Consider the following 15,775-nt stretch of genomic DNA (forward strand, 5'->3'; position numbering starts at 1 on the left):
CGGTCACCGGCCGGTCCCGGCGGCCGCCCGCCCCGCCCCGCGCCGGTGCGAGAGCGCGGCGCCCGCGGACGCGGCGGACACGCAGCCGATGGCCAGCCAGTCCGTGACCGCGAGGCGCTCGCCCAGCAGGATCAGGCCCGCGAGCGCGCCGGCGGCGGGTTCCAGGCTGACCATCACCGCGACCACCCGCTCGGGGAGCCGGCGCAGCGCCGCCATGTCCAGCGACCACGGGACGACGGCCGAGAGCAGCGCGAGGCCGAGCCCGGCGAGCAGGACGCCCGGCCGCAGCAGGGCGTCGCTGGCCAGCGGCGCCAGCGGCAGGACGAGGAGCGCCGCGAACGCCACCGCCCAGGCGAGCGGGGCGCCGTCCAGCGTCCCGGCGCGCTTGTTCAGGACGAGATACGCCGCCATACAGGCACCGGACGCGACGGCGAGCACGACCCCGGCGATCGGCAGCGACGCTCCGGACGGGCTCGACAGCAGCACCACGCCGCCGCCCGCGAGCGCGGCCCACAGCAGGTCGGCCGCCCGCCGCGCGCTCACCAGTGCGAGCGTCAGCGGCCCGAGGAACTGCAGCGTCGACGCGACCCCGACCGGCAGCCGCTCCATCGCCGGATAGATCAGGTGCATCCCGACGATGGCCGCGCCCAGCGCCGCGATCAGGCCGAGCGAACCGCGCCGCGGCAGGCTCGGACGCCGGAGGACGAGCAGCGAGAGCGCCGCGAACACCAGCCGCAGGACGATCACGCCCGGCACCCCGGCCATCCCGAACATCGCCTTGCCCGCCGTCTGGCCCGCCTGGATCGAGACGACGCTGCCGACGATGAGCAGCGGCGCCGGCACCCGCCGCGCGCCGCCTTCGCCGTCCGCGCGCTCAGCGCGTGCGGTGGGCTCCGTTCCGATCGCCATGCGGCCAGTCTGGGAAGCGGCGACCGTTCGGGTCCATCGAAAGATTCCGCACGGCATCGTGTTGAATGGCCACATGATCGACCATCGCCTGCAGACGCTGCGGGTGCTGCGCGAGCGCGGGACGGTGACCGCGACCGCCGAGGCGCTGCACCTCACGCCGTCGACGGTGTCGCAGCAGCTGCGGCAGCTCGCCCGCGACCTCGGCGTCGAACTGCTGGAGGCGCAGGGGCGGCGCGTACGGCTCACCGCCGCCGCGCACACGGTGCTGCGGCACGCCGACGTCCTGTCCGCCCAGTGGGAGCGGGCCCGCGCCGACCTCGCCGGGCACCGGGCCGGGACGTCCGGCCAGGTGCGGATCGGCAGCGTGTCGAGCGCGCTCGCCGCCCTGGTCGCCCCCGCCGCGGCGCTGCTGCGCGCCGAGCATCCGGGCCTCGCCGTGCACATGAGCGAGAAGGAGAGCGAGGACGCCGCCCACCTGCTCCTCGCCCGGCTCTGCGACATCGCCGTGGTGATCCCCAGCGCCGAGACCCCGGCCCCGGACGACCCGCGGTTCGCGCAGCGGCCCGTCCTGGACGAGCCGCAGGACCTGCTCGTCCCTGCCGGGCACCCGCTCGCGGAGCGCGGGACGGTCCCGCTCGCGGACGCCGCGTCCGAGGCGTGGATCGGCTCGCCCGGCCGCCCCGACCAGCACCAGCTCATGCTCGCCTCCTGCGCGGCCGCCGGGTACACGCCCCGCGTCGCCCACGAGGCCAACGAGTGGTTCGCCGTGTCGGCCCTCGTCGCGCGGGGGTTCGGCGTCGCGCTGGTGCCCCGGCTCGCCCCGCTGCCGCCCGCGGACGAGGTCGTCCGGGTGCCGCTGAGCGGCGGGATGGCGCCGTCGCGGCGCATCGTCGCCTGCGTCCGGAGCGGCAGCGAACGTCAGCCGCCCATCGCGCGGGCGCTCGCGGCGCTCCACGAGGCGTCCCGGACCCGCCGCGCGCCGAGCTAGCCCCTGTCAGCGCCCGGTCAGGGCGGCGACGGCCTGCTCCTGCGTCTCGTGGGCGATGAGGTGGCGGTCCAGGCCGCTGCGTTCGATGATCGTGCGGAACCGCCGCTCCGGGCGGGCGAGGACGAGTTCCCCGCCCGCCCCGCGCGCGGCCTTCCACAGCACGATCAGGGCGTTGAGCCCGGACGAGTCGCAGAACCCGACCCCGCCGATGTCCAGCACGACCCGCGGCGGCCCGTCGAGCCCGCGCATGTCCGCGAGGACGCGTTCGCGCAGCAGGTCGGCCGTGCGGAGCGTCAGCTCGCCGTCCGCCTCCACGAGCAGGCAGGGCCCGCGGACGCCGCTGCGGATCAGCAGCGGCTCGGGATCCGCGGCGCCGGACCGCGCCTCCGCGTCGTGCGGCACTCTGATCACCTTCTGTCCTCCGGGCAGGCGACTCGCGTACCCGCGACAGCGCAGGTCATGCAGCGTGGGCGTCGCCGGTTCAGAGGCCGACGGCGGCGGCGAGGAGGTCGACCTGGTCCGGGTCGGGGTCGTTGCCGGTGAAGATCAGTTCGTCGCAGCCGATCCGGGCGAACGCGTCGACGGCCGTCCTGATCCGCTCGGCGGAGTCGTACGCCAGGGAGACGCCGTACTCGGCGTACTCCGGCCCGGCGAATGAGTAGTACGGGCCGATGGCGTCGCTGAGGGACCGCCCGGCCCGCGGCCCGAGCGCGAACATCACCGACGCCACCAGCCGCGGCGACCCCGGCCTGCCCGCCTCCGCCCAGGCCTTCCGCAGGCCGGGCGCGAACTCCTGGACGTCCTCCACCGTCGCGTCGCCGGCGATCCATCCAGTGCCGCGGGTCGCGACGCGGCGGATCGCGGCAGGCGAGTGGCCGCCGAACAGCAGCGGCGGACCGCCCGGGGTGGCGGGGGCCGGCCCGACCGGCGCGTGCCCGTCCACGCCGCCCCGGCCGGCGACCTCGGCGAGGCGGTCCAGCAGCGCGTCGAACTGGCGGCCGCGGGTGCGGTAGTCGACGCCGCCCGCCGCGAAGTCGTCCTCCCGGATGCCGGGGGCGAGGCCGAGCCGGAGCCGCCCGGGCCCGGCGACCTGGTCGAGCGTGGTGACGGCCGTCGCGAACAGCGCGTGGTCGGCGCGCAGCGGCGCCAGCAGCACGCTGGTGAGCAGCCCGATGCGGGAGGTCGCCCCGGCCGCCGCGGCCAGGGTGATCAGGGGTTCAGGGGTCGTCCACACGAGGCGGTCGCTGGCGCTGAGCGTGGCGAAGCCGCGGCGCTCCGCGCGGCGCGCCCACTCGACCAGTGCCCTGCCGTCGGTCCACGGTGCGTGGCCGGGCAGTCCGATGCCGATGTCCATGCGGTCGAGACTGCAACCTCGACCACGGTCGAGGTCAACGCCCTGTCGCCCGAGGGCGCCCTTAACGTGCGGTTTAGCTTAGGCTAGCCTCATCTTGTGCTGTCCCCCGTGCGCAGGCGCCCGCCGCGAACCCCGGTGAAGGCGGACGGGACGCGCGGCCGCCGCACACACCCCGCGTGGCTGGCGCTGCTGACGGCCGTTCTCCTGCTGACGATCGTCGCGAGCCTCGCGATCGGGGCCGGGGACGTCCCGTTCGGACGCGTCCTCCCCGGCGTGTTCTCCCCGGACGGCACGTCGCGCCCCGACCTGATCGTCCACGAGCTGCGGCTGCCGCGCACGCTCCTCGGCATCGCCGTCGGGATGGCGCTCGGGCTGGCCGGCGCCGTGATGCAGGCGCTCACCCGCAACCCGCTCGCCGAGCCGGGCCTGCTCGGCGTGAACGGCGGCGCGGCGCTCGCGGTCGTCATCGTCATCGGATCGACCCAGGTGGACGAACCGCTCGTCTACGTGTGGGCCGCGTTCGCGGGCGCGGCAGGCGCGGCGGCGCTCGTCTACATGATCGGCGCGCGGGGGCGGGGCGGCGCGTCGCCCGCGCGGCTGGTGCTCGCCGGGGCCGCCGTCGAGGCCGTGTTCACCGCGCTCACGGCCGGGCTGATGCTGCTCAGCCCCAGCAGCTTCGGCGGCTTCCGGTTCTGGCAGGTCGGCAGCCTCGGCGGACGGGAGATGTCCGTCTTCCTCCGCATCCTGCCGTTCGTACTGGCGGGAACGATTCTGGCGCTGCTGCTGGCCCGTCCGCTGAACGCGCTGGGCATGGGCGACGAGGCGGGCAAGGCGCTCGGCTCCCGCCCGGGACGGACGCGTGCGCTCGGCGCGCTCGCCGTCGTGGTGCTGTGCGGGTCCGCGACGGCGGCGGCGGGGCCGATCGTGTTCCTCGGGCTGGCCGTGCCGTTCATCGTCCGGACGGCGGTCGGCCCCGACCAGCGGCTCGTGCTGCCGTACTCGCTGCTGCTCGCGCCCGTCCTGCTGCTCGGCGCGGACATCATCGGCCGGGTCATCGCTCCCGGCGAGCTGGAGACCGGGATCGTCACCGCGTTCCTCGGGGCGCCGCTGTTCGCGGTGATGGTCCGGCGGGGGAGGACGCGCGACCTATGAGAGTGATGCGCGCGGGCGCACTGTCGGTGCGCTGGGAGCCGCGGGCGGCGGCGGTGTGCGGGACGCTGGCGCTGGTCGCGGCGTCCGCGGCCGTCCTCGTCGTCGGGTCGGGCGAGTTCCCGATCTCGCCGCCGGACGTGGTGCGCGCCCTGATCGGGCAGGGCGACCAGGCCACCGAGTTCATCGTCACGACGCTGCGGCTGCCGCGCGCCGTCACCGGGCTGCTCGCCGGGCTCGCGCTCGGCCTCAGCGGCGCGATCTTCCAGAGCATCTCCCGCAACCCGCTCGGCAGCCCCGACCTGATCGGCTTCACCACCGGGTCGGCGTCCGGGGCGCTGCTGCAGATCCTCGTGTTCGGCGGCGGCGCGGTCGCGATCACGGTCAGCTCGGTCGCGGGCTCGGTGCTGACCGCGCTGGGCGTGTACCTGGTCGCGTACCGGCGGGGCGGCGGCGTCCACGGCGTCCGGCTGGTGCTGATCGGCGTCGCGGCGGCGGCGATGCTGCAGGCGCTGAACTCCTACCTGATCACCCGCGCGGAGCTGCGCGAGGGGTACGAGGCCGCGTTCTGGCTGACCGGCAGCCTGAACGGGCGGGACTGGGACCAGGCCGTCCCGCTCGGGATCGCGCTGGCGGTGCTCGTCCCGGCGGCGCTGCTGCTCGCCCGCCCGCTCGGCATGGGCGAACTGGGCGACGACGCCGCGCAGGCGCTCGGCGTGCCCGTCCAGCGGACGCGGGCGCTGCTCACGGTCGTGGGCGTGGGCCTCGTCGCGGCCGCGACGGCGGCGGCCGGGCCCGTCCCGTTCGTCGCGCTGGCCGCGCCGCAGCTCGCCCGGCGGCTGACGCGGCGGCCCGGCGCGCAGCTGCTGCCCGCCGCGCTGACCGGCGCGGCGCTGCTCGTGCCGGCGGATCTCATTTCGCTCCACCTGCCGGTCGCGATGCCGGTGGGCGTCGTCACCGGCGTCCTCGGCGGCGCGTACCTGGCCTGGCTGCTGTCGACCACCGGACGGAAGGGGATGGCGTGACAGAGCCGATGACACGGCTGCGCGCGGACGACCTCACCCTCGCGTACGAGCGGCGCGTCGTCGCCGAAGACCTCAGCGTCGAGATCCCCGACGAGTCGTTCACCGTCATCGTCGGGCCGAACGCGTGCGGCAAGTCGACGCTGCTCCGCGCCCTCGCCCGGCTCCTGCGCCCCCGTGCGGGCACCGTCTACCTGGACGGCGCCCCGATCTCCGCCCTCCCGCCGAAGCGGCTCGCGCGGCGGCTCGGCCTCCTGCCGCAGTCGCCGCTGACGCCCGAGGGCATCACGGTCGCCGACCTCGTCGCGCGGGGCCGCTACCCGCACCAGGGCCTGCTGCGCCAGTGGTCCCGCGAGGACGAGGCCGCCGTCGACGAGGCCATGGCCGCCGTCGGCGTCACGGACCTCGCCGGACGCGTCGTCGACGAGCTGTCCGGCGGCCAGCGGCAGCGGGTGTGGCTGGCGCTCGTCCTGGCCCAGGAGACCGGCGTCATGCTGCTGGACGAGCCCACGACCTTCCTCGACATCGCGCACCAGATCGAGGTGCTCGACCTGTGCGCGCGGCTGCACGAGGAGGGCCGCACGCTCGTCGCGGTGCTGCACGACCTCAACCACGCCTGCCGGTACGCCACCCATCTGATCGCGATGCGCGGCGGCGAGATCCTCGCGGAGGGCCCGCCCACCGAGATCGTCGACGCCGATCTGGTGGAGCGCGTGTTCGGCCTGCCGTGCCGCGTGATCCCCGATCCGGAGACGGAGACGCCGCTGATCGTCCCGGCCGACCGGCGGCGGGCGTTGACGGCCGGAAAACCTCTCAATTAGGTTTGCCTTACCTAAACTGAGGGGAGTGCCGTGCCGACCGCTCTGACCTGGGAAGACCTGCACGCCGCGCTGATGGACGTGCTCGGCGGGCCCGCGGAGGCCGACGACAACCTCATCGAGCTCGGGATGGACTCGATCCGGCTCATGCAGCTGACCGGGCGGCTGCGCCGCCGCGGCGTCGAGATCCGGTTCGCCGAGCTGGCCCAGCGCCCCACGCTCGCCGGCTGGTGGCACCTGCTCGCCGAGAGGGGCCAGGTCGAGCCGTCCGCCGGACCCGCCGGACCCGCCGGACCCGCCGGACCCGCCGGACCCGCCGGACCCGCCGGACCCGCCGAGCCCGGCAGCGACCCGGCGGACCTCGACCCGGCCGAGATCGAGCCCGACGGGCCGTTCCCGCTCGCGCTGATGCAGCACGCCTACTGGATCGGGCGCGACTCCGGCCAGTCGCTCGGCTCCGTCGCCGCGCACCTGTACGTCGAGCTGGACGGCCGCGCCGTCGACCCCGCCCGGCTGGAGGAGGCCGTCCGCGGCCTGGTGGCGCGGCACCCGATGCTCCGCGTCGCCGTGTCCGACGACGGCACGCAGCGCATCCTGCCCGAGCGTCCGGGGCCCGCCGTGACCGTCCACGACCTGCGGGCGTCCGACGATCCCGAGGCCGGGCTGGAGGCGATCCGCGCGGAGATGTCGGAGCAGCGGCTCCCGATCGAGGACGGTCGCGTCTTCGACGCCCGCCTGAGCCTGCTGCCCGCCGGGACGTCCCGCCTCCACCTGGACGTCGACATGGTCGCCGCCGACGCGATGAGCTACCGCGTCATGCTCGACGACCTCGCCGCCCTGTACGAGGGCGGGACGCTCGCGCCGATCCGCTACGGCTACGCCCGCTACCTCGCCGACGACCCCCGCGCCGAGGCCCGCGAGCAGGACCGCCGCTGGTGGTCCGGCCGCCTCGCCGACCTGCCGGGGCCGCCGGAGCTGCCCGTCGTCCCCGAGCCTGGGAACCGCGTCGAGCGCAGGCACCACTGGCTCTCCCCGGACGACAAGGGCCGCCTCATCGCCCGCGCGCACGCCGAGGGCGTCACCCCGGCCATGGCGCTCGCGGCGGTGTTCGCCGAGGTCATCGGCGCGTGGTCGGCGACGCCCCGGTTCCTGCTGAACCTGCCGCTGTTCCACCGCGAGCCCGTCCACCCCGACGTCGACAAGGTCGTCGGCGACTTCACCGGCTCCGTCATGCTGGAGGCCGACCTCACCGAGGACCTGACCTTCATCGGACGCGCCCGCGCCCTCCAGGCGAACCTGCACACGGCCGGGGCGCACAGCGACTACTCCGGCCTGGAGGTGCTGCGCGACCTGTCCCGGCTGCGCGGCGAGCAGGTCCTCGCCCCGATCGTCTACACGAGCGCGCTCAACCTGGGCGAGCTGTTCGGCGACCGCGTCCGCGGGCACTTCGGCGAGCCGGGCTGGATCGTCTCGCAGGGCCCGCAGGTGCTGCTGGACGCGCAGGTCACCGAGGTGTCCGGCGGCCTGCTGCTGAACTGGGACGTGCGCCGTCCCGCGTTCCCGGACGGCGTCGCCGACGCGATGTTCGCCGCGTACACGTCCGCGATCACCCGGCTCGGCGCGCCCGGTGCCGACTGGGACGCGCCCCTCGGCGTCGCCGCGCCGCCGTCGCAGCTCCGCGTCCGGCACGCACTGAACGCGACCCCGGCGCCGCCGCCGCGCACCTTGACCGAGGGCTTCTTCGAGCACGCCCGGCGCCGTCCGGGCGCCCCGGCGCTGCACTGGGGCGACGACGGGACGCTCACCTACGGCGAACTCGCCGACCGCGCGCTGCGCATCGCGTCCGGGCTGGTCGCGGAGGGCGTGCGGCCCGGCGACCGGGTGTCGGTCGAACTTCCGAAGGGGCCCGACCAGGCCGCGGCCGTCCTCGGCGTGCTCGCCGCGGGCGCCGCCTACGTGCCCATCGGCTCCGAGCAGCCCGAGGCCCGCCGCGCCAGGATCCGCGCGACGGCCCGCGTCGCCGCATCCCTCACCCCGGGCCGGGTCGCGGACGCCGAGCCGCTGGACGAACCGGTCGAAGTGCGCCCCGAACAGGTGGCGTACGTGCTGTTCACGTCCGGGTCGACGGGCGAGCCGAAGGGCGTCGAGGTGCCGCACGGCGCGGCCATGAACACCATCGGCGACCTCGTCGAGCGGTTCGCGCTCGGGCCGGACGACGTCACGTTCGGGATCTCCGCGCTCGACTTCGACCTGTCGGTGTTCGACCTGTTCGCGCCCTGGTACGCGGGCGGCGCGGTCGTCCTCCCGGACGAGGACGAGCGCCGCGACGCCGCACGCTGGGGCGACCTCGTCCGGCGGTGGTCGGTGACGGTGCTGAACTGCGTCCCGTCCGTGCTGGAGATGCTGCTGCGCGCCGGCCGCGCCGAGAGCCTGCGGCTGGTCCTGCTCGGCGGCGACTGGGTCGGCACGCACCTGCCCGCGCTGCTCGACGACCGCGCCCCCGGCTGCCGGTTCGTCGCGCTCGGCGGGACGACGGAGACCGCGATCCACTCCACCGTCCAGGAGGTCGCGGGGGAGGTGCCGCCGGACTGGCACGCCGTCCCGTACGGGGTCCCGCTGCGCGGCGTCGCCTGCCGCGTCGTGGACGAGCTGGGCCGCGACCGTCCCGACTGGGTGGCGGGCGAGCTGTGGATCGGCGGCTCCGGCGTCGCGGACGGCTACGCCGCCGACCCCGGGCGCACCGCCGACCGGTTCGTCGTCCACGACGGGGCCCGCTGGTACCGGACGGGCGACCTCGCCCGCTACCGCCCCGACGGGACCCTCGAATTCCTCGGCCGCCGCGACCACCAGGTCAAGGTCCGCGGGTTCCGGATCGAGCTCGGCGAGGTCGAGGCCGCGCTGCGCGACCATCCCGGCGTGGGCCGGGCCGTCGCGCTGCTGGCGAACGGCCGCCTGTCCGCCGTCGCCGAGGCCCCGGACGGTCTCGACCGGGACGCGGTGCTCGCGCACGTCCGGGACCTGCTGCCGCCGCACATGGTCCCCGAACTCCTCGTCCGCGTGGACGAGCTTCCGCTCACCGCCAACGGCAAGGTCGACCGGAAGGCGCTCACCGCCCTGGCCTCCGCCGAGGCCGGAGAGGCGGCGGGCGCCTACGCCGAGCCGCGGACGCCGCTGGAACGGGTGCTGGCCCGGATCGTCGCCGGGGTGCTGGGGGAGGAGCGCGTCGGCGCGGACGCCGACTTCTTCGCGCTCGGCGGCGACTCCGTCCTCGCCACGACCGTGATCGCGCGGCTGCGGGAGGCGCTCGACACGACCGCGCTGCCCGTCCGGGTGCTGTTCGCCGAGCGGACCGTCGCGCGCGCCTGCCGCCGTTTCGCCGAGCTCCAGGACACGCCGGGACGCCTGGAGGCCGTCGCCGCGATCTGGCTGGAGGTCGAGGACCTGAGCGAGGAGGAGCTCGCCGCCCGCCTCACCTGACGGATCACCCCGGCTCGGGTTCCGGCTCGGCCTTCGCCACGGGTCTCGCCTCCGCCTCCGGTTCGGGCTCCGGTTCGGGACGGAGCGTCGCCGTCCGGAGCCCGCCGAGGGTCAGCGCCAGGCACAGCGCGAGAACGGCGCTGACCGTCCCGTAGACGACGATGGCCGCACCCGGCGCGAGGTACCGGCCGAGGGCCCCGGCGCCCAGCGACCCGACCGCGCCGCCGCCCGTCTCCTGCGCGGCCCACAGCGCGTTGACCCGTCCGAGATGCGAGTCCGGCGTATGGGACTGGATCAGCCCGTACCGCAGGATTTCCTCGATCGACTGGGCGAACCCGAACGCGAACAGGATCGCGACCGCGAGCGCCGGATGGCGCGCCAGCCCCAGGCAGGCGAGCGCCGCGAACCCCGTGACGGACGCGACCAGCAGCGCCAGCCCAGGCGCCCGCACCGACCCCGCCCACCCGCTCGTGACGGACGCGAGCACCGCCCCGCACGCGGACGCCGCGAACAGCAGCCCGACCGTGGTCGCGCCGCCGTCCAGGCTCCGGGTCGCGAACGCGGGCATCAGCACCGGGATGCCGCCCGCCACCATGAACAGCAGCCCCAGCAGCATCAGCGACCCGACGACCCGGTGCGACGCGACGAACCTGAACCCCTCCCCGACGGCCTTCAGCGGGTTCGCCGGCTTCTCGTCCCCGAGATCGGGCCTGAGCGACGGCAGCCCGGTCAGCAGGCCGAGCGTGCCGAGCGTCCCGGCCGCCGCGGCCGCGTAGTTCCAGCCGACGCCGAACGCCGACACCACGACCCCGCCGAGCGCCGGGGACGCCATCGACCCGAGCCGGACGGTCAGCGCGTTCAGCGCGCCCGCGGCGACCAGCTTGTCCGGCGCCACCAGCGCGGGCGTCGCGGCCAGCAGCGCGGTGACGCTGACGCCGGTCGCGAGCCCGTCCCAGGCCGCGAGCACGTAGATCGCCGGAAGCCACGGCGACGGCAGGAACGCGTTCAGCGCCAGCAGGACGAACCCGGCCCCGGCGGCCGTCCGGGCGTGCAGCATCAGCCGCCGCCGGTCGTACCGGTCGGCGAGCACCCCGCCCCACAGGAACCCGGCCAGCAGCGCGAACCCCTCCGCCGCGGACACCGCGCCGACGTGCACCGTCGACCCCGTCAGGTCGTAGACCTGCACCGGGACGGCGACCGCCAGCATGCCGATCCCGAACACCGAGACGGTGCGGGCGATGAACACGTCCCGGAACGGCCTGCTGTCGCGGAGCGGGCCGACGTCCATGGCCAGTCGGCGGGCGAGTCGCCGGAGCATCCTCGGGGTTCTCCTCTGCCGGGGGGAATGGCTAAGGTAAGCCTAGCCTTAGCTGGTCTCGGGAAAGAGGGCGTACCGGTGCAGCGCATGCTGATGAACGGAAAGATCCACCGTGCCACGGTCACCCAGGCGGACCTGCACTACGTGGGCTCGCTGACCATCGACGCGGACCTCATGGCCGCCGCCGACATCGTGGAGGGCGAGCAGGTCCACCTCGTCGACATCACCAACGGCTCCCGTCTCGTCACCTACGCCATCACCGGCGAGGCGGGCAGCGGCGTCATCGGGATCAACGGCGCGGCGGCCCGCCAGGTCCAGCCCGGCGACCTGGTGATCATCATCACCTACGCGTCGGTGGCCGAGACCGACCGGCCCCGGCACCGTCCCCGCGTCGTCCACGTGGACTCCGCCAACCGCATCGTCGCGCTCGGCTCCGACCCGTCCGAGCCGGTGCCCGGCGCCCCGGCCCAGCTCGCCGGACGGTGACCCGCATGGACGGCTTCACCCCCTGGCCGGACGACTTCGAGACCCGCTACAAGGCCGAGGGCTACTGGGGCGACCGCGTGCTCGGTGACGTCCTGCGCGGCGACCCGGGCAAGACCGCCCTCGTCGCGGGCGGCGACCGGCTCACCTACGCCGAACTCGACGACCGCGCCTCCCGCGCCGCCTCCGGGTTCCTGCGCCTGGGCATCGGCCGGGGCGACCGCGTCGTCGTCCAGCTCCCCAACACCACCGGCTTCGTCGTGACGTTCCTCGCCCTCGTCCGCGTCGGCGCCGCGCCCGTCCTCGCGCTGCCCGCGCACCGCGAGAGCGAGATCCGCTACCTGTGCGAGCTGTCCGAGGCCCGCGCCTACGTCTGCGCCGACCGCGACGGCGACTTCGACTACCGCGCGATGGCCCGCGCCCTCCCCGTCGAGCACGTGATCGTGGACGGCGACGCCCAGGAGTTCACCGCGCTGTCCTCCGTCGACGCCGACCCTGTCGAGCTGCCCGGGCCCGGCCCGTCCGACGTGGGCGTCTTCCTCCTCTCCGGCGGCACCACGGGCCTGCCGAAGCTGATCCCCCGGACGCACCGCGACTACGTCTACAACCTGGAGGCCAGCGCCGAGGTCTGCGGGTTCACGTCCGCGACCGTCTACCTGGTCGTGCTGCCCGCCGCGCACAACTTCGCGCTCGCCTGCCCCGGCCTCCTCGGCGTGTTCGCGAACGGCGGCACGGTCGTCCTGGCCCCGTCGGGCTCCCCGGACGACGCGTTCCCCCTCATCGAACGCGAGCGCGCCACGGTCTGCGCGGTCGTCCCCCCGATCGCCCTGCTCTGGCTGGACGCGGTCACCTGGCAGGACGAGGACATCTCCGCCCTCGAACTCCTCCAGGTCGGCGGCGCCAAGTTCGCCGCCGAACGCGCCGCCGAGGTCCCGGACGCCCTGGGCTGCCAGGTCCAGCAGGTCTTCGGCATGGCCGAGGGCCTCCTCAACTACACCCGCCTGGACGACCCCCGCGACCTCGTCGAGCAGACCCAGGGCCGCCCCCTCTCACCCGCCGACGAGATCCGCGTCGTCGACGCCGAGGGCGAGGAGGTCGCACCGGGCGAGACGGGCGAGCTCCTCACCCGCGGCCCGTACACGCTCCGCGGCTACTACCGCGCCCCCGAGCACAACGCCCGCTCGTTCACCCCGGACGGCTTCTACCGGACGGGCGACCTCGTCCGCCGCCTCCCCTCGGGCCACCTCATCGTGGAGGGCCGCGAGAAGGACCAGATCAACCGCGGCGGCGACAAGATCTCCGCCGAGGAGCTGGAGAACCACCTCCTGGCGCACCCGGCCGTCCACGACGCCGCCGTTGTCGGCCTCCCCGACCCGATGATGGGCGAACGCACCTGCGCGTTCCTCATCATCAGGGACGGCGAGAAGACCCCGGACCTTCGCGAGCTGAAGGAGTTCCTCCGCACCCGCGGCGTGGCGGCCTACAAATACCCCGACCGCCTCGAAACGACCGATGCCTTCCCCCGCACCCCCGTAGGCAAAATCAGCAAGAAGACCCTCGCCGCCCGCCTGTGACCTAGCCGCTCTGTCCGGCCTCCTGGGCGAGGCGTTCGTCCAGGAGACGGAGCGTGAGAGCGGTCGCCGACGGTTCCGCGCCGGGAGCCACGCCGCTGCCGCCTCGGGCCAGCTTGTCTCGCGCCATGCGCAGGTGGTTCCGTACCGACCGCGCGGACACGTTCAGGTCGTCCGCGATCTCGCTGACGCCGAGACCGAACGTGGCCATGCCCACGACCTCGGCCTCACGATCCGACAACTGGTACCCGGGCGCATGGGGCCGAGCTTGGGCGGCGGGCACGGGAGCGTCCCCGAAAAGGCGCATCCACCCTTCGACCCTGAGCTTCTTGACTGTGCAGGCCACGGACTCGTAATCGGCGGGGTTCACCTGGCCGGGGCCGTGGGCGATGACGGATTCGTAGACGAACTGCGAGGTGATGAACCCGAGGTCGGCACCGGTCGAGGCGAGCCGGTCCTTCAGCGGCCGGGCGTCCAGGAGCCGGGCGGTGCGGATCAGGGCCCAGCCTGACACACCGGGCGGGTCCGGCATCACCGGGCCCACGTGGGCGGCGACCCTGAGCTGGATGCGAAGGGCCCGGCTGGAACGGTGATTGTGGCGCCGCAGCCGCGCCGCCAGCCAGGTGATCGCGGGGTCGATCACAGCGGCGGTCGGCACGTCGGGCGGGACGATGATGAGCGCGCCGTCGCCGCGGTCCTCAATGTGGCAGCTGTCCCACGGCACCTTCGACACGTCGAACGCCTCGCGCAGGACCTCGTACATCGTGCGCCGGATCTCGAGCCGGTCGACGTCGTCGCGGTCCGGTGAGCTGAACCCCGCGATGTCGGTATAGAAGATCGTGCAGTTCTGCCCGGCCCAAGAAGGAGCGCCCACGGTCGCCCCCGCGTCCTTGCCCGGTGCCACGGGCGGTGGCGGTGGCGGTGGCGGGACGTGAGGCGGAGGGTGGCCGGAGGCGGTCTGCTCGGTCATCCGGTCGTACAACTCGCGTTCCAGGACGGCCACCACGCGCGGGTTGTCGCTCAGGTAGGAGGCGAACTGCCGCGTGCTCATGCGCAGGCCGCGGACGGTGTCCATGGCGACGACGGTGGCCGACCGCTGCCCCAACAGCAGGGCCGCCCGTTCGCCGATGATGTCCCCGGAGCCGCGGAACGCGAGGATCCGCTGGCGCCCTTCGCGCTCGACGCTGACCCTGACCGAGCCCGAACGGATCACGACGGCGTCGTCCGCGGCCTGGCCCTCCTGCCACAGCACTGTGCCGACCGGGTAGACGACATCGTCGGCGGACGTGGCGAACGAGGCCCGCTCGTCGTCGGTGAGGGACTGCCAGAAGCCCGACCCGGTGGAGTGAGCGGCGCCCGGCATCGGCAGCGGGACGCCCGGCGACGGCGGGCGCGGGACGGCGGTGGTGTCGCCGCGATGGCCGTGCTCCAGCTTGACCCGCTCCCACACCTCCATCCAGGTGGCGATCTCGTCGGGATGGGCGCCGCACGCCCGCAGATACGCCTCAAGCGTCCATTTTCTGGGCATCCGGCGCCCGGCCAGCATGTCGGCGATCGTCGACCTTGGCAGGGGGGACCGGGACCGCCTGGCGGCGGCCTCAAGCTGGCGATAGGACGGCATGCCCGCACGGATGTGGAACGCCTTGAGCGCGGCGGCGAACTCCTCGGGAGCGGTCACCGACTCCAGGTCCGGCTCGTTGTCCCCGCCTCGGACCGGCGGCGGCGAGGTGTCCCCGCCGGACGGCGAGGCCGCCGCCGACGCCGGGTCACGGCGGGCGATGCTACTCATCAAGTGGCCCCTCCTCGCCGTCGGCGCCGTGGCGGGGGAGTGCGAGGTGGATGCGCCGCCAGGCGGTCGCCCACCGCTGCGCCTCCTCCTCGTCCCCGCCGCAGCCGCGGACGAACCCGCACAGGTAGCCCAGGCTCAGGTGCGGCTTCTTGGACCCGCCGCGCAGCAGCTTGCTCGCCGTGGTGTGGCAGAAGGCCCCGTGGGACGACTCGGCCACCTTGCGCGTGGACGGGGACCCGCTCCACTGCCAGTACAGCCGCAGTCTCTCCTCCAGTTCCGCCATGCTGCGGGCCGTCAGCGGGTCGGGTTTGAGGACATGGCCGGGGAGGTCCGCCACCACGGGCGGCAGCCGCCGGTCTCGGTCTCGTGATGTCACCGTCGGCTCCTGCGATCAGGCGCGGAGCCCGGCGACGAACGCGGTGACCTGGCCGTAGCCGCTCACGACCGCGAGCTGGACGGCCTCGCTCAGGGCCAGCTGATGCCCGAGCGCGATGTACAGGATCGCGGCGGCCGAGGTGACCGCCGACAGGACGGCGAGCAGCCTGGGCCCGCCCTCCACCGAGAATGTGATCTTCACGAACGTGCGCCTTCCGGTGCTGGGATCCGACGTCGACCTGCGCGCGGCCCCTCACGGTGCGTGACCGGCCCGGAGCCCGGTCTGCCAACCGGTTCCAAGCCCGCTCGCGGGACGCGCTCGCATGGTCATAATCCACTCCCGCACCCCGGCGGGCAAAGCGCATCCCCACAATTAGTCGTCAACTGGCGGCCTTCGCCATGGATGGACAGCGATGTACAGTGCCTCGGCGCGGCACGAGCCGTTCCGGGGGCCGGCGCTTCCGTCAAGGAGCGGTGAGCACTGTCCGAACCTGTCCAGACTCGTCCGGGACCCTGGCCGGA

General features: G+C 74.7%; 14 protein-coding genes. 7 read left to right on the top strand and 7 right to left on the bottom strand.

Annotated features, from left to right (window positions below; genetic code table 11):
* Positions 1 to 3 precede the first annotated feature (3 nt).
* Positions 4 to 909 carry an EamA family transporter gene (locus tag ACH34T_RS10450; protein ID WP_395991821.1) on the bottom strand — a complete coding sequence of 302 codons (906 nt, stop codon included), beginning with the start codon at positions 907 to 909 and terminating at the stop codon, positions 4 to 6.
* A 73-nt stretch (positions 910 to 982) separates the two neighbouring features.
* Between ACH34T_RS10450 and ACH34T_RS10455 the strand changes: the two genes are divergently transcribed.
* Entirely contained in the window at positions 983 to 1,897 is a 915-nt protein-coding gene (locus tag ACH34T_RS10455) for a LysR family transcriptional regulator (protein ID WP_395991822.1), read from the top strand.
* Between the two features lie 6 nt (positions 1,898 to 1,903).
* On the opposite strand, the gene ACH34T_RS10460 is transcribed toward ACH34T_RS10455, so the two are convergent.
* Both ACH34T_RS10460 and ACH34T_RS10465 read right to left on the bottom strand, forming a co-directional pair.
* A complete protein-coding gene (locus tag ACH34T_RS10460) occupies positions 1,904 to 2,308 on the bottom strand; it encodes an STAS domain-containing protein (protein ID WP_395991823.1) in 405 nt (134 codons plus the stop codon).
* 70 nt (positions 2,309 to 2,378) lie between these two features.
* The gene (locus ACH34T_RS10465) at positions 2,379 to 3,251 is read right to left on the bottom strand and encodes an LLM class flavin-dependent oxidoreductase (RefSeq protein ID WP_395991824.1); all 873 of its coding nucleotides are present in this window, start codon (positions 3,249 to 3,251) and stop codon (positions 2,379 to 2,381) included.
* Positions 3,252 to 3,347: 96 nt separating this feature from the next.
* On the opposite strand from ACH34T_RS10465, the gene ACH34T_RS10470 reads away from it, so the two are divergent.
* Genes ACH34T_RS10470 through ACH34T_RS10485 form a run of 4 tightly spaced genes read left to right on the top strand, consistent with a single transcriptional unit; the run spans position 3,348 to position 9,717 of the window.
* Complete coding sequence (locus ACH34T_RS10470) at positions 3,348 to 4,403, top strand: FecCD family ABC transporter permease (RefSeq protein ID WP_395991825.1); 1,056 nt, start codon at positions 3,348 to 3,350, stop codon at positions 4,401 to 4,403.
* The gene (locus ACH34T_RS10475) at positions 4,400 to 5,425 is read left to right on the top strand and encodes a FecCD family ABC transporter permease (RefSeq protein ID WP_395991826.1); all 1,026 of its coding nucleotides are present in this window, start codon (positions 4,400 to 4,402) and stop codon (positions 5,423 to 5,425) included. Before ACH34T_RS10470 ends, ACH34T_RS10475 begins: the two co-directional genes overlap by 4 nt.
* A gap of 8 nt (positions 5,426 to 5,433) precedes the next feature.
* Positions 5,434 to 6,243 (top strand): ABC transporter ATP-binding protein, encoded by an 810-nt coding sequence (locus ACH34T_RS10480; protein ID WP_395992127.1) that lies wholly within the window; start codon positions 5,434 to 5,436, stop codon positions 6,241 to 6,243.
* A gap of 30 nt (positions 6,244 to 6,273) precedes the next feature.
* On the top strand, positions 6,274 to 9,717 hold the full coding sequence (locus ACH34T_RS10485) for an amino acid adenylation domain-containing protein (RefSeq protein WP_395991827.1): 3,444 nt from the start codon (positions 6,274 to 6,276) through the stop codon (positions 9,715 to 9,717).
* A 4-nt stretch (positions 9,718 to 9,721) separates the two neighbouring features.
* On the opposite strand, the gene entS is transcribed toward ACH34T_RS10485, so the two are convergent.
* Positions 9,722 to 11,035 carry an enterobactin transporter EntS gene (gene entS / locus ACH34T_RS10490; RefSeq protein WP_395991828.1) on the bottom strand — a complete coding sequence of 438 codons (1,314 nt, stop codon included), beginning with the start codon at positions 11,033 to 11,035 and terminating at the stop codon, positions 9,722 to 9,724.
* A 78-nt stretch (positions 11,036 to 11,113) separates the two neighbouring features.
* On the opposite strand from entS, the gene panD reads away from it, so the two are divergent.
* Complete coding sequence (gene panD / locus ACH34T_RS10495) at positions 11,114 to 11,521, top strand: aspartate 1-decarboxylase (protein WP_395991829.1); 408 nt, start codon at positions 11,114 to 11,116, stop codon at positions 11,519 to 11,521.
* Positions 11,522 to 11,526: 5 nt separating this feature from the next.
* Complete coding sequence (locus tag ACH34T_RS10500; RefSeq protein ID WP_395991830.1) at positions 11,527 to 13,092, top strand: (2,3-dihydroxybenzoyl)adenylate synthase; 1,566 nt, start codon at positions 11,527 to 11,529, stop codon at positions 13,090 to 13,092.
* Position 13,093: 1 nt separating this feature from the next.
* Here the strand turns inward: ACH34T_RS10500 and ACH34T_RS10505 are convergent, their stop codons facing one another.
* Genes ACH34T_RS10505 through ACH34T_RS10515 form a run of 3 tightly spaced genes read right to left on the bottom strand, consistent with a single transcriptional unit; the run spans position 13,094 to position 15,455 of the window.
* A complete protein-coding gene (locus ACH34T_RS10505) occupies positions 13,094 to 14,878 on the bottom strand; it encodes a cyclic nucleotide-binding domain-containing protein (protein ID WP_395991831.1) in 1,785 nt (594 codons plus the stop codon).
* Entirely contained in the window at positions 14,871 to 15,254 is a 384-nt protein-coding gene (locus ACH34T_RS10510) for a hypothetical protein (protein WP_395991832.1), read from the bottom strand. The genes ACH34T_RS10505 and ACH34T_RS10510 overlap by 8 nt, the downstream gene beginning before the upstream one ends.
* A gap of 15 nt (positions 15,255 to 15,269) precedes the next feature.
* Positions 15,270 to 15,455 (bottom strand): hypothetical protein, encoded by a 186-nt coding sequence (locus tag ACH34T_RS10515; RefSeq protein ID WP_395991833.1) that lies wholly within the window; start codon positions 15,453 to 15,455, stop codon positions 15,270 to 15,272.
* Positions 15,456 to 15,775: the final 320 nt, after the last annotated feature.

Origin of the sequence: Actinomadura sp. 9N215 (assembly GCF_044326345.1) — a bacterium.
Taxonomy (GTDB): Bacteria; Actinomycetota; Actinomycetes; order Streptosporangiales; family Streptosporangiaceae; genus Spirillospora.

What these genes read in the sequence shown, in the direction of transcription:
- ACH34T_RS10450 (WP_395991821.1), bottom strand. Translation starts at nt 909, where the DNA reads ATGGCGATCGGAACGGAGCCCACCGCACGCGCTGAGCGCGCGGACGGC.
- ACH34T_RS10500 (WP_395991830.1), top strand. Translation starts at nt 11,527, where the DNA reads ATGGACGGCTTCACCCCCTGGCCGGACGACTTCGAGACCCGCTACAAG.
- ACH34T_RS10505 (WP_395991831.1), bottom strand. Translation starts at nt 14,878, where the DNA reads ATGAGTAGCATCGCCCGCCGTGACCCGGCGTCGGCGGCGGCCTCGCCG.
- entS (WP_395991828.1), bottom strand. Translation starts at nt 11,035, where the DNA reads ATGCTCCGGCGACTCGCCCGCCGACTGGCCATGGACGTCGGCCCGCTC.
- ACH34T_RS10480 (WP_395992127.1), top strand. Translation starts at nt 5,434, where the DNA reads ATGACACGGCTGCGCGCGGACGACCTCACCCTCGCGTACGAGCGGCGC.
- ACH34T_RS10475 (WP_395991826.1), top strand. Translation starts at nt 4,400, where the DNA reads ATGAGAGTGATGCGCGCGGGCGCACTGTCGGTGCGCTGGGAGCCGCGG.
- ACH34T_RS10465 (WP_395991824.1), bottom strand. Translation starts at nt 3,251, where the DNA reads ATGGACATCGGCATCGGACTGCCCGGCCACGCACCGTGGACCGACGGC.
- ACH34T_RS10455 (WP_395991822.1), top strand. Translation starts at nt 983, where the DNA reads ATGATCGACCATCGCCTGCAGACGCTGCGGGTGCTGCGCGAGCGCGGG.